Annotated in this window: 11 protein-coding genes; 6 read left to right on the forward strand and 5 right to left on the reverse strand. The window is 39.8% G+C overall.

Features of this window, described 5'->3' with window-relative positions; translation table 11 throughout:
- Nucleotides 1-20 precede the first annotated feature (20 nt).
- On the forward strand, nt 21-1,715 hold the full coding sequence (locus JWR87_RS08025; protein ID WP_297818048.1) for an amino acid permease: 1,695 nt from the start codon (nt 21-23) through the stop codon (nt 1,713-1,715).
- Between the two features lies 1 nt (nt 1,716).
- A complete protein-coding gene (locus JWR87_RS08030; protein WP_297818051.1) occupies nt 1,717-2,358 on the forward strand; it encodes a hypothetical protein in 642 nt (213 codons plus the stop codon).
- Between the two features lie 177 nt (nt 2,359-2,535).
- Here the strand turns inward: JWR87_RS08030 and topA are convergent, their stop codons facing one another.
- The gene (topA, locus tag JWR87_RS08035) at nt 2,536-5,118 is read right to left on the reverse strand and encodes a type I DNA topoisomerase (protein ID WP_297818053.1); all 2,583 of its coding nucleotides are present in this window, start codon (nt 5,116-5,118) and stop codon (nt 2,536-2,538) included.
- 423 nt (nt 5,119-5,541) lie between these two features.
- Between topA and JWR87_RS08040 the strand changes: the two genes are divergently transcribed.
- Together JWR87_RS08040 and JWR87_RS08045 are read left to right on the forward strand one after the other, a co-directional pair.
- A complete protein-coding gene (locus tag JWR87_RS08040) occupies nt 5,542-6,003 on the forward strand; it encodes an NUDIX domain-containing protein (protein WP_297818056.1) in 462 nt (153 codons plus the stop codon).
- Between the two features lie 110 nt (nt 6,004-6,113).
- A complete protein-coding gene (locus tag JWR87_RS08045; protein WP_297818058.1) occupies nt 6,114-6,641 on the forward strand; it encodes a hypothetical protein in 528 nt (175 codons plus the stop codon).
- A gap of 147 nt (nt 6,642-6,788) precedes the next feature.
- Here the strand turns inward: JWR87_RS08045 and JWR87_RS08050 are convergent, their stop codons facing one another.
- Entirely contained in the window at nt 6,789-8,087 is a 1,299-nt protein-coding gene (locus tag JWR87_RS08050) for a hemolysin family protein (protein ID WP_297818060.1), read from the reverse strand.
- A gap of 113 nt (nt 8,088-8,200) precedes the next feature.
- On the opposite strand from JWR87_RS08050, the gene JWR87_RS08055 reads away from it, so the two are divergent.
- A complete protein-coding gene (locus tag JWR87_RS08055) occupies nt 8,201-9,697 on the forward strand; it encodes an NAD(P)/FAD-dependent oxidoreductase (RefSeq protein ID WP_297818062.1) in 1,497 nt (498 codons plus the stop codon).
- A gap of 234 nt (nt 9,698-9,931) precedes the next feature.
- Here the strand turns inward: JWR87_RS08055 and JWR87_RS08060 are convergent, their stop codons facing one another.
- The 3 genes from JWR87_RS08060 to JWR87_RS08070 form a co-directional block, all read right to left on the reverse strand.
- A complete protein-coding gene (locus JWR87_RS08060) occupies nt 9,932-10,360 on the reverse strand; it encodes a DUF1810 domain-containing protein (protein WP_297818065.1) in 429 nt (142 codons plus the stop codon).
- Between the two features lie 129 nt (nt 10,361-10,489).
- Nucleotides 10,490-12,148 carry a glycosyltransferase family 39 protein gene (locus JWR87_RS08065; RefSeq protein ID WP_297818067.1) on the reverse strand — a complete coding sequence of 553 codons (1,659 nt, stop codon included), beginning with the start codon at nt 12,146-12,148 and terminating at the stop codon, nt 10,490-10,492.
- 16 nt (nt 12,149-12,164) lie between these two features.
- Complete coding sequence (locus JWR87_RS08070) at nt 12,165-12,755, reverse strand: phosphatase PAP2 family protein (RefSeq protein WP_297818069.1); 591 nt, start codon at nt 12,753-12,755, stop codon at nt 12,165-12,167.
- Nucleotides 12,756-12,878: 123 nt separating this feature from the next.
- Here JWR87_RS08070 and JWR87_RS08075 point away from each other — a divergent pair, with 123 nt between their 5' ends.
- Nucleotides 12,879-13,268: a hypothetical protein gene (locus JWR87_RS08075; protein ID WP_297818071.1), complete on the forward strand. Its 390-nt coding sequence runs from the start codon at nt 12,879-12,881 to the stop codon at nt 13,266-13,268.
- The last annotated feature ends 130 nt before the right edge of the window (nt 13,269-13,398 follow it).

The raw sequence follows: 13,398 nt of genomic DNA on the forward strand, positions 1-13,398 counted from the left end.
CCTAATCAAAACTTCTATTCATGGCAAACCCATTGCTTAGGAAAAAATCGATAGACAAGATTTTGGCAGATGCTGAAGCGGGATTGCATGATGGTCACGGCACGCTAAATAAAGTATTAGGTGTAAAAGATCTTACACTTATGGGTATTGCTGCCGTAATTGGGGCGGGTATTTTCAGCAGTATTGGCAAAGCCTGTTTCGATGGGGGCCCTGGTGTTATTTTCCTATACATTTTTACTGCCATTGCCTGTGGCTTTGCTGCCCTGTGCTATGCCGAGTTTGCATCAACCGTTCCTGTTGCGGGCAGCGCTTACACTTACTCTTATGTAGCCTTTGGCGAAATTTTCGCCTGGATCATTGGCTGGGATTTGCTAATGGAATATGCCATTGGTAACATTGCTGTCGCCATTTCGTGGAGCGACTATTTCACCGGTTTGCTCGATAAAGCTGGTATTCACATCCCGGCATGGCTTACCATGGATTACACTACAGCCCATGTAGGTTTTGACCAGGTGAATGGAATGCTTGCTGCGGGACAAGCCCTTACTAGTGTTGATCCTGGAATTGTTAATAGATATAATGCATGGTTTCATGCTCCACAGCTTCTGGGAATGCATGTCATAATGGATCTGCCTGCTTTAATGATTGTTGCCCTTATTACTTATATAGTTTTCATAGGCATCCAGGAATCTAAGTCTGCCAGCAACATTATGGTTATCATTAAGCTTGCAGTTATCTTCCTCGTCATTGTTTTGGGAGCCTATTATGTACAACCTCAAAATTGGACACCTTTTACACCCAATGGTATATCAGGAGTTTTGAAAGGGGTTTCAGCAGTCTTCTTTGCCTATATTGGTTTCGACGCCATTTCTACTACTGCAGAAGAATGTAAAAACCCTCAAAGAGATCTTCCGCGCGGAATGATCTACTCGCTGATCATCTGCACCGTTTTATATGTGCTGCTTGCCCTGGTGTTAACAGGGATGGTTCATTACACCACACTAAATGTGGGGGATCCGCTAGCTATGATTTTTGAAGCAAGAGGCCTGAAGTGGATTTCGGGAATTGTTGGCGTTAGTGCTATTATAGCAACAGCAAGCGTATTGCTCATTTTTCAGTTAGGCCAGCCAAGAATTTGGATGAGCATGAGCCGCGATGGCCTCTTACCCAAAATATTTTCCAGACTGCATCCCGTTTATAAAACCCCCTCATTTTCTACTATTCTTACTGGCTGCCTGGTTGCAATACCCGCACTTTTCCTAAATCTCGATGTAGTGCTTGCGTTAACAAGTATCGGAACGTTGTTTGCGTTTGTGTTGGTTTGTGCAGGCGTATTGGTTCTGCAAAAGCGAAAAACACAGGCTGTTTCAAAATTTAAAGTGCCGTTTGTAAATGGAAAATATATTGTTCCTACAGTATTTATAATTGCCGTGGTATTAGTGGCCTTGTATGCTCCGGCTCATTTTGTAAATATTTTGTCAAAAGAAGGATTTCCCATGCTACTGTTCTGGATAGTAGCATCTGCGGTCAGTATCTTTTCATTTAAAAATTCATTTTCGTTAATACCTGTTCTTGGCTTAATTAGTTGTTTTTATTTAATGGCGCAGGAAAGCCACACAAACTGGCTTCGTTTTTTGATCTGGTTAGCTGTTGGCCTGATTGTTTACTTTGGTTATGGAATTCGTAAAAGCAAGCTTGCTTTAAATACTGTATAAGATGGAGAATATTTTAGATTACGTGAAAACGAAATGGAAGCAGTTAACTGCTTTTTCAAACAAAGAAGAGATTAAAGAGCAATTATGGGAAGAAATCCTTTATCGCTATTCGGAGCGACACCGGCACTATCACAACTTAAGTCACATAGCGTTTTTATATAGCTTATGTGATCAGCATCTCGATAGAATCTCAAATCCTGCCGTTACAGGTTTTGCTATTTTATATCATGATATTGTTTATGATACCTATCGTCCCGATAATGAAGAACAAAGTGCTGCGCTGGCCGAAAGTCACCTAAAGCAATTGAACCTAAATGGCAGGATAATCGAAAACATCAAAACATTTATAATAGCTACAAGAGATCACAAAGTGCCCCAAGGCTATTCTTTGAAAAATGATCTTGGGCTATTTCTTGACTTTGATATTGCTATCCTCGGTGCAGAGGCTGAGACTTATAAAGCCTATAGTGAAAAAATAAGACAGGAGTATTTAAAGTATCCCGACAATATTTATAAAGCGGGCCGCAAACAAGCACTTCAAAAGGTGTTGGAATCTGAAAAGATTTTCATTACCGACGACTTTATAGGAACAATGGAAGAGACTGCCCGCAGAAACATTAATACCGAAGTTGGTCAGTTGTAAGACTTTTTATGTCGCCAGCAACCGTTCCTTGTGAAGCATTGTTGTGTCACTCACTTGTGCCTTTTTGCCCATGAGTAACCACTAATGTATTGGCACCGGGCTGGGAGTGTTTCCTTAAAAAAAATAAGCTAATCCAATTAATTATGGATTAGCTTATACTTACATGATTTGAGTTTTCTACGAAACAGGCTTTTTTGACGCAACTTTTTTAGCTGCAGTTTTCTTTGCGGCTGTTTTTTTCGCCGCTGTCTTTTTTGCAAAAGCACCGGGTACTTGTGTCTCAATCATTTTCTTAACGTCTTCAAGAGAGACAGTTGAAAGTTCTTCTGCTGTATATTTTCCTTTTTCTCCTTTGCTAATTATTTTCAGCATCTTTTTACCAAACTTGATAAAAGGACCCCAGCGACCGTTTTCAATTGATATTTTTTCTGCAGGCCAGTGTTGTATATAGCGGTTTGCTTCTTTCTCTAATTTTTTCTCTATCAATTGCTCGCAATCTTTTTGGGTCAGTTCGTCAAAGTTGTAACCCTTCGGAATATTTATAAATAAGTCCTGCCATTTAATAAAAGGCCCAAACCTGCCTTTGCCTTTTGTTACGGGCTTATCTTCATACATAGCTATCGGGGCATCTGCAACCTGCTTGCCTCCAATCACTTCAACAGCCCGTTCCATATCTACGGTTAACGGATCTTCACCTCGTGGTAACGATATGAATTCATCACCCCAGCGTACATAGGGTCCAAACCTTCCAACGTTCACAGCTACTTCTTTGCCTTCATATTCACCCAACACCAATGGAAGTTTAAATAACTCCATAGCTTCATCCATTGTTATGGTTTCGATACTTTGGTCAGCTTTTAGTTTCGCAAAGCGAGGTTTTTCCTCTTCAATATTTGATTCTCCGATTTGTACCATTGGACCAAAACGTCCCATCCTTGCAACAACTCTTTTGCCTGTTTCAGCCTCTGCGCCTAAAATCCTTTCGCCTTTTGCCCTTTCAGCCGTTTCAAGTGTTATTTCTATATTGTTGTGAAAAGGTTTGTAAAAGCCGTCGATCATATTGCTCCACTTCAGTTTGCCACCTGCGATTTCATCAAACTCTTCTTCTATCTGCGCAGTAAAGCCGTAATCCATTACGCTTTTAAAGTGCTGCTTTAGAAAATCTGTAACAACCATTCCTAAGTCTGTCGGAAATAGTTTAGACTTTTCTGCGCCTGTATTTTCAACGATCACTTCCTTTTGTACCGAGTTGTCTTTTTTTAGCTTTAATACATTTACCTCTCTTTTTACGCCTTCCTTATCACGCTTCTCCACATAGTTCCGCTTCATGATAGTAGTAATGGTAGGAGCGTATGTAGATGGCCGACCAATACCTAACTCTTCCAGTTTCTTAACCAGTGAAGCTTCCGTATATCTTGGCGCAGGACGTGTAAATCTTTGCGTTGCCCTCATTTCTCTAAAGTCAAGAACTTGTGTAGCCCGTAGCGGTGGAAGTACACCTTCACCATCTTCTTCGCCGTCCTCATCATCTTTGCCTTCATTATACACTTTTAAAAAGCCATCAAACTTCATCACCTCACCGGTTGCTGTAAGGTTGTCCCTGTTTGTTGATATATTAATTTTTGCAATTGTCTTTTCAAAAGCTGCATCAGCCATTTGTGAAGCAATAGTGCGTCGCCAGATCAGCTCATATAAACGGCGTCCCTCTTCATCATCGGCAGAATGATTTTCCATGTAAGTGGGGCGGATAGCCTCGTGTGCTTCCTGGGCACTTGCATTTTTATTTTTATATTCCCTTGCCTGGTAATATTTGTCGCCGTAACTGCTTTTAATTTCCGCCTGAATAGCGTTCATCGCAGTCTCACTCAGGTTAATGCTGTCAGTACGCATGTAAGTAATCTTACCACTTTCATACAAACGTTGTGCAATCAACATTGTTTTACTTACGCTATAGCCCAATTTCCGGCTTGCTTCCTGTTGCAGGGTCGATGTGGTAAAGGGTGCAGCGGGCGAACGTTTAGTAGGTTTAACTGTTACGTCAGTTACCTTATATTCAGCATCTTTACAACTTTCTAAAAACTGTTGTGCAGACTCTTGTTGTAAAATTCTTACAGGACCTTCGGCTTTAAAGGTTACTTGTTTGCTATTTATGTCATTAGCTGAAAAAAGCGCTTCAATTTTATAGCTGCTCTCTGTAGCAAAATTATTGATCTCTCTTTCACGTTCAACAACCAGCCTCACAGCAACACTTTGCACACGCCCGGCACTAAGGCTGCGTTGCATTCCTATTTTACGCCACAATACAGGGCTAAGTTCAAATCCTACCAACCTGTCCAAAACCCTGCGTGCCTGTTGAGCATTTACAAGGTCCATATTTATTAGCCGTGGGTTCTGTACCGCCTTTCTAATGGCCGGAGCAGTAATTTCATGAAAAACAATTCGCTTCGTAATTTTAGGATCAAGGCCAAGTTCTTCCGCAAGGTGCCAGCTAATGCTTTCTCCCTCGCGGTCTTCATCCGACGCAAGCCAAACCTCTTTGGCTTTTTTGGCAAGTTGCTTTAGTTCTTTTACAACTTTTTGCTTTTCTTCGGGAACTTTATATCGAGGCTGGTAGTTGTTGTTAAGGTCGATACCCATGTCATCTTTTTCAAGATCCCTGATATGACCGTAACAACTTTTTACTTCAAAGTCATTCCCCAGTATTTTCTCAATTGTCTTCGCTTTTGCCGGAGACTCCACTATTAATAAATTCTTACTCATTCTGGTTTTTTAAGGTGTTGGATACAAGCTGCAAACCTTTTTTCAGCATCGTTGTGTCACTCACTTTTACTCGTTATAATATATGCAGCAATAGGCTTTGACTGTTGCAATATTACAGTATAAGTTGAGATAGCAAAATTTTTGATACGTTCAGCAATAGTTTTAACCAGCAATTACAGGTAGTTGCCGAATGTTAAGAAGAGGTAACTTTAATCATATTAATTAAAAGGCTTACAAAGTACGGCGTAGTTAAACACTTATATTACTTAAAGAACTTTAAAGGGCTTCCTTTTATTGCTTTATAAAAATAATACACTAAGTAGTTCAAAATGTGCCGAAACGTGCTATTCCTCCTGGCCTGTAAATGACTCATTAACTTAAAAAGTTAGTGGGATATTGCAGGCTATTTTAAAACAAATTCACTTGTCAAAATTTAGTGCAGGAATATTAGCTTATAACGTATCAGCAAAAGGAGAACTAACATTTCTGCTGGTACACCCCGGGGGACCTTTTTGGAAAAACAAAAATGCAGGTGCATGGAGTATACCAAAGGGTGAATACGCAGAAGGGGAGGATGCATTACTGGCAGCAAAAAGAGAATTTGCAGAGGAGACAGGAAATGAATTGCCAAACGGTGTATGTATACCGTTACAACCGGTAAAAATAAAATCAGGAAAAGTGATTGCTGCCTGGGCAATAGAAGCAGCATTGGACGTTGCTTTTATTAAAAGCAACGAGTTTGAAATGGAGTGGCCGCCACGATCAGGAAAGATGCAGCGATTTCCCGAGGTTGACAGGGCCGGATGGTTTTCAGCCGACGAAGCAAGAATAAAAATTAACGGGGGACAGGTTGCTTTTATAGATCAGCTGCTTGCCATCCTATAATGGTAAGATGACCTGGTTGCACTCGTTCCATAACCCGGGAAATTGAAGTGATGATTGGTGAGATAGTATAGAATTTGCTATCTCGTATTCAAAAGTAAATATTAAAGGGAATGCAGGAATTAGGGACCGATATTAAGTTTGAGGAAAATCAATCTTTCCGGGGCAAGGGGGCGTACGTCGTATACTTTATTTTACTGGCCCTTCTTGCGTTGTTTATTTATGCTGATATTCAACAAATAATTCTACAAAAACCTTTTGGTAGCCAGCCTGCTTCCAATCTTGTGCTGGTGTTCATCACGTTCTTTATACTAGCATTACTCGTGCTATTTTATGTGGCCAGGCTACACACAATAATTACCGAAGAAGGGGTGCAGTTTAGGTGGGTTCCGTTTCAAAGAGCGTCTTCGCACTATAAATGGGAAAATATAATAAAGGTTGAAATGATAAAGTACGGGTTTGTAGGTTACGGTTTAAGGCTAACCTCGTTTGGAACTGTACATAATATAGCAGGCAATAAAGGGTTGCAGTTAACTTTAAAATCAGGAGGTAGAATTGTTTTAGGAACACAAAAGCCGGAGGAGTTGGAGGCTTTTTTACACCAAACTGACAAGTTACCAAAAGACTATTGTAAAGAATAGTAATGCCTGATTTCTGTGAAACCGAAGTTCATACCAGGGCAAATGTAAAAGTGATTGCGACGCAACGATGGTGCTGTGAAAAACCGGTGTTGGTATTATAAAAACCGGATAATAGCAGTAATGTTTGTTTAGCCGTTATTATGGCTATTATTCGTTTTCTTCAAGTTCAGTTTTCATTTCTTCCGAAATTGTAACCAATACTTTATCTATACGATTGCCATCCATATCCATTATCTCGAGTCGAAATCCCTTCCATTCCAACGTTTCCCCGGTTTCAGGAATAGTGCGCAATTGATGAAGAATAAAACCCGCAACGGTATTGAAGTCGTGCTCGCCTTCGTTCATATATTCCGTTTTTTCGAAACGGCTTAAAAAATCGTAAAAAGGAATTTGTGCATCTATTAAAAAGCTTCCGTCTTCTCTTTCTGTTATTTCGTAGTCATCTGCGTCTGTAGGTCCAATGTCGCCTACAATTGCTTCAAGAATGTCATTTAAAGTCATCATTCCTTCTACACTTCCATATTCATCAACAATAAAACACGAGGTTGCCTGTACCTGCTTAAACCTTTCTAACACCTGGTATACCGAGTTGTTTTCGGGCACGAATAAACTTGGTTTCATCAGGTCTTTCAATAGAATGTTGTCGTCGGCCAACATAATGTCTTTAATAGAAATAATACCTTTAATATTATCTATTACGCCTTCGCAGAGCGGGTAGCTGGTATGTACCACTTCGCGCATTTTTTGTTTAATGTCTGCTACTTTGCAATTCACATCCATCCAAACAATATCACTTCTATGGGTCATTAGAGAGGTGATGTTACGGTCGCCGAGATGAAAGATTCTTTCAATTATTTCCTGCTCCTTTTCTTCAATTGCGCCAGTTTCAGTTCCTTCATTTATGATCGCTTTTATTTCCTCTTCGGTAACGGTAGTGTCGTTCGGTGTGGTTTTGAACAGCTTGGAAATAAGATCAGTGCTTTTGCTTAAAAACCAGACAAAAGGATAGGCGACTTTCGAAATAAACTGCATTGGCGTTGCTACCCATTTTGCAATGGCTTCCGGCCTGGATAAACCAATTCTTTTAGCTGTTAATTCGCTTATAAGCGACAAATAGGTAATGCAAAAAACAACGATCACGGTAGCAATTGACCCCTGGTAGGGATTAAGCCACGTGTGCGGTTTTAAGAATTCGATAAGCGTATTTTTAATATTATCTCCTGAAAAAATACCCGTTAATATTGACATTAACGTGATACCTATTTGTACAGTAGAGAGAAAATTATCTGGATGATTTGCTAAACGGAGTGCTTTTTTTGCGTTGTCGTCTCCTTTGTTTGCCTGTACCTCAAGTCTCGTTTTGCGCGATGATACAACTGCAATTTCAGCCATCGCAAATACGCCATTCAATAAGATTAATCCAAGAATTATAAAAACTTCCGTCATTTTATTTTGTTGCCGCAAATCTAAGCATTCGCGCTTGTTATATATCATATTATAAAAAGCACGCCAATGAAAGTCAGGCAAATTTAACCAAAACAACTATATTTGCCGCCTTTATGGCAAACGCAAAAAGAATAGCAGTTATTGGTGCTGGCCCAGCTGGGTTGACTGCTGCTTACCTTTTAAGTAAGGTAAACCAGGAAGTGGTTGTATTTGAAAAGGATCCTAAATACGTCGGCGGTATATCGCGAACAGAGTCGTATAAGGGCTATAATTTCGACATCGGTGGACACCGCTTTTTCTCCAAATCGAAAGAAGTAGAAGACTTTTGGACGGAGATTTTAGGGGATGACCTAATTGACAGGCCGAGGAGTTCAAGGATTTATTATAACAAAAAGTTCTTTGCTTACCCCCTAGCTGCAATGGAAGCACTGACGAAATTAGGAGTTGTCGAGTCGGCGTTATGTGTAGCCAGCTACCTTAAGGCCAAAGCATTTCCTATAAAAGATCCCCAGAACTTTGAAGATTGGGTAACCAATCAATTTGGAAAGAGACTGTTTAACATCTTCTTTAGAACCTATACCGAAAAAGTTTGGGGCACGCCTTGTAAAGAAATTTCCGCAGACTGGGCGGCGCAGCGCATCAAAGGATTGTCGCTTTCATCTGCTATAAAGAATGCCATCTTCAAGCCTAAAAATACCGGTGGAAATAAAGACAAAGTTATCAAGACCCTCATAGACACTTTCCGTTATCCCAAGTACGGTCCGGGAATGATGTGGGAAGTATGCACCGAAAAAATTAAAGGTTTTGGTGGCGAAGTAAGAATGAATACGGGCGTTTCGAGCATCGAATTTGCTAACGGAAGCTGGAATGTTAATCTTCAGAATGCGCCTGCTGAAACGGGTTTCGATTACGTTATTTCTTCGGCCCCTATAAGAGAGCTCATTCCTAATATTTATCCTAAAGTAGCCCCTAAGACCCTTGCTGCTTCGCAGGATCTGAAATACAGGGACTTCTTAACCGTCGTTCTTATTATGAAGGATAAAAATGTGTTTACAGACAACTGGATTTATATTCACGATCCTTCCGTTACCGTTGGTCGAGTTCAGAACTTTAAATCGTGGAGCCCATATATGCTTCCTGATCCTTCCATGGCTTGTTATGGTCTCGAGTACTTTTGCTTTGAAGGGGATGGATTATGGACAAGTTCTAACGAAACTCTGATCAATCTCGGAAAAAAAGAATTGGAGCAAATTGGACTAGGCAAAGCTGTTGATGTGGTGGATGGTTATGTAGTTCGTCAGCCTAAAGCTTATCCGGTATATGATGCAGTTTATAAAGACAATGTAGATGTGATAAAAGACGAGCTAAAGAATTATCCCGGTTTATATCTTGTTGGTAGAAACGGAATGCATAAATATAACAACCAGGATCATAGCATGATGACAGCGATGCTTGCTGCAAAAAATATCGAAGCAGGACAGGAGCTTTTCGACCTTTGGAATGTAAATGGTGATGCTGAATACCATGAGAGCGGCGACAGAGGTGCAGAAGAGGGGGGGAGATTGGTTCCCGGAAAAGTGCAGAAAAACAGCAGTGTTCCTGCCAAATAAATTTTAAAAATAATATTCAGTTCTTATAGGCCGGTTATAATACCGGTCTTTTTTATGGTACCAACTGTCGGTCATTTCGCAGCATTGTTGCGTCGCATTTCTTTCATCTGTTGATTTACTAATGTAGCTTTTTTCATGTGTATTTATTTTACAGGCTAAAGAGTTGCTTCGGTCTATAACGATTCGGGCTTGCGTTTTAATTTCTATAGCTTTTTAACCGTAGCAATAGTTAGACTATTTCTGTGTTACGATAATGTCTAAAGTTTTATCGTCCTTTGTTCCATCGAAGAATTTATCCAAAACTTGTTCGAAGACGTGATTTGTTTCTAATGAGGCAAATAATGTCATTGAAGATTTTAGCTTCAAATCATCCGGACTTCCAAATATGCTGTGTGCATCATTTGACTCAAGTTTTAGTAATTCGTTACAAATTTCTATTAGCCTGTTCCCTAAAACCGGATGCGTTAAAAATTCCCGTGCTTCAGCCAAGTTCTTTAAAGCATAAAACATTGAGGTCTCGCTAAAACCTAATCCTTGTATCTGGGGGAAGATGTACCACATCCAATGGCTTCGTTTGCTGCCGTTCTTAATTTCTGATAACGCAGTTTGATAGTCTGTTTTTTGCGCATTAATGAATCTTTGCAAATTGTGTTCTTTGGTCATATTGGTTTTAAGAGTTGTATAAATGGTAAAGGGTCTTTTTAGTTCTTATAGCAGGACTTGTGTGTAAAAGTCGAACGAAATGCGTCGCAACGATGAGTCATCAAAGAACAAATGCTTGTACCAAAAATATTACAACGCTTTCCTCCTAACTAATATTAAAGCCATTTTTTCCAGTTCTCTTTCCCTGGTTTTCGGATTTAGAAACCCCCCGGTAAGCATGCTTATATGAAAATATTTGAACTCGTGTAACAATTTATATTGATAGCCTTTTTCGGTCAATTCAGGTAAACTTTTTACAGGGGTATAAAAGGCAGCAGCACTGTCGCTACCTATGAAATTATTTACATCCTTTATGCTGTTTACATATGCTACAAAGCCAGGGGCGTAAAACTCGAAGGAATACGACGAGGCGTTAAGAGTTGCAACTCTTGCGTTTATGTTGTTGCTTGTTAAATACTTACCCGCCATCATACCCGCCTGGTATTGGAGAAGGCGCGGGTAAAAGAAATTAAAAAGGAACAGGAATAGAACAAGGCTAATTGCGCTACAGGTTGCCATCAACTTATTTAGTCCCGGTTCTCTAAAAAACAGTACGACCAACTGTACGACCGAAATAGAGATTACTGGTACCAGTGTAGTGTTTCCGATGTTGGAGTAATATGAAAGAAGGCTTACAGCTACAACTGCAACTAGCAGCAGCACAGTTTGTAAAACAGTTAATCTTTTAAAAGTAACTTCTTTGCTTATTGAAACGAGGTAAGCAGCGGTGATAATTGAAAAGTGAGGAAACAGGATAACTATGTAATGGGGAAGCTGAAAACCTGAGAAGGAAAAAAGAATAAAGGTAATAAGAGTACTTCCGTAGATAATCCACCTGGCCGTTAAGTCTTGGTGTTCGTTTCGTTTTTTAATTATGCGGTAAACGGCGATGTATAAGATAATTGACCAGGGCAAAAAGGCCCACAAAGTAGTATGTAGAAAAAAAGAAGGATCGCCGTGCCCCTTAATTGGACCAGTGTTAAAAAATCTACCAAACTGGCTATCCCAAAAAAAGAAACGAAGCCCTGAAACATTTGTTCTTCCGAACACTACTTTCTCAGGATGCAGATCAAATTGTATGTACAGGCTATATAACTCGGGTGTAATAAATAACAGGATTAACACTACCATGATCCACCACTGATAGTTAAAGAATTGTTTCCATTGCTTTGTAATGATCCAATAAATAACGAAACCGCCGCCAACGGTAATCAACACGAAAATGCCTTTAGTCATTATGGCGCAAGCGGCCGTAAGTGCAGCTAATATAATATACCTCCACTTGCCTGAAAGACGTGCTTTAGACATATAATAAACCGCGGCAATAATTAGCGTAGTTAAGTATGGCTCGGCCCGAACATCGAAATTATTTAGAAGGCCATGTAGTGAAAAGACATAAATGATGACGGCGATTTTTGCAATGGAGCTGTCATAAAACAGGGCAGCAAGTTTATAGGTATACCAAATTCCGGCAAGCCAAAAAACAAACGCGGGTAACTTGTAGGCAAAGGCCGTAATACCAAATATTTTAAAACTGATTGCACCCATCCAAAAAGGGAAGTGCGGTTTATCTAGCCAGTCGTGACCGTCACCAAACAGATTAATCCAATCACCCGTTAAAGCAATGTGTTTTGAAATGGTAGCATACAACGCTCCGTCTGGTTCTAAAATATCAATCAGTAATCCATTGGCATTGATTAAAATTCCGGTGCATAAAAAATAAGGGAAGTATTTCTCAAATGATTTCATTTTGAATGACCCGAATTTAAATATCAGCTTTAATTGAATTTATTTGTGCCATTCGCTTGCGAAACAAGTGGGAGGTAAGGTAGCCTGTTGCTATTCCCAATAAAGCTCCGACAATTACATCCCCTGGGAAGTGTACACCTACATACACCTGGGCGTAGCATATGATAAAGGCCCAGGCCCATAGCCAGAACCATTTTTGGTTAACCGTATTTTTAATTACCATAAACCAAAAAGTAGCCAGGCCAAAATGATTTGAAGCATGTGAAGAAGGCATACCAAATATGCCACCACAACCTGCAAGGCTGTTAATGCTAAATACTAAAGTAGGATCGTGGCAGGGGCGAAGCCTTTGGATGAAAGGTTTGATAAGACTGGCACTTGTAAAATCGGTGATAGCAAAAGTGACAAGTGATAATGCAACAATAGGCAGCAGGTATTTTCTGCAATTAAAATAGAAAAACAGCAAAAAGAATAAATACAGAGGGATCCAGGTATATTGATTTCGCAATAACAGCATCACATCGTCAAGCCCTGTAAAAGATAATTTTTTATTTACGAGGTAAAATAAAGCCTTATCCGCGTCCTTCAGGCTTCCTGTTATTTGCATATTTATAAATTGTGCGTCAAAGATAAGTAGCTGCCAGTTTTCCTATATTTTCAATTACAGAAGCAGCGCTTCCCCTTAAAAATTGTACTTTAGTTAGTATATTTATTATGTAAACATAAGTTTATGAAACTGCTCGCCTTGCTTATCATGTCGGTCGCTTCTTCATCCGCTGTAAATGCACAGTCTGATAATTTGTCAAAGAGAAAGCCCTGGGAAGAAGCCAAACTAAAACTGCTTCTCGGTGATACTTTAAGTAAGATAAATCCTGTTCCTAACTACAAATATGCTATGCCTCAGCAAACGAAAAACGGTGTTTACCAAATACCTTTAACCGGTGTTTATATTGGAGATAACGGAAAAGGTGATGAAGTTTATGCTATGCAACCTGATAACATGCCCTGCCTCGTTCCCGGTAAAAGTTTTACTTCTAACATGCCTGTACTAGGAATGGAAATGTTAGATAAAAGCAATCTTCCATTCCTAAAAAAAGGAGAGAAGAAACCGGGGGAGTAAGAAGGGTGATTTTTTTGCTTTTAGCATGAACGCTGCATCACCCATCTCTACCACTACAATGGTGAAAATAATTGCAATTACTCCCCCAGTAATGCTTCACAATTTTATTTTTTCATCAGATTTCCCCCCC

This window comes from Segetibacter sp., from assembly GCF_025963695.1.
GTDB lineage: Bacteria > Bacteroidota > Bacteroidia > Chitinophagales > Chitinophagaceae > Segetibacter.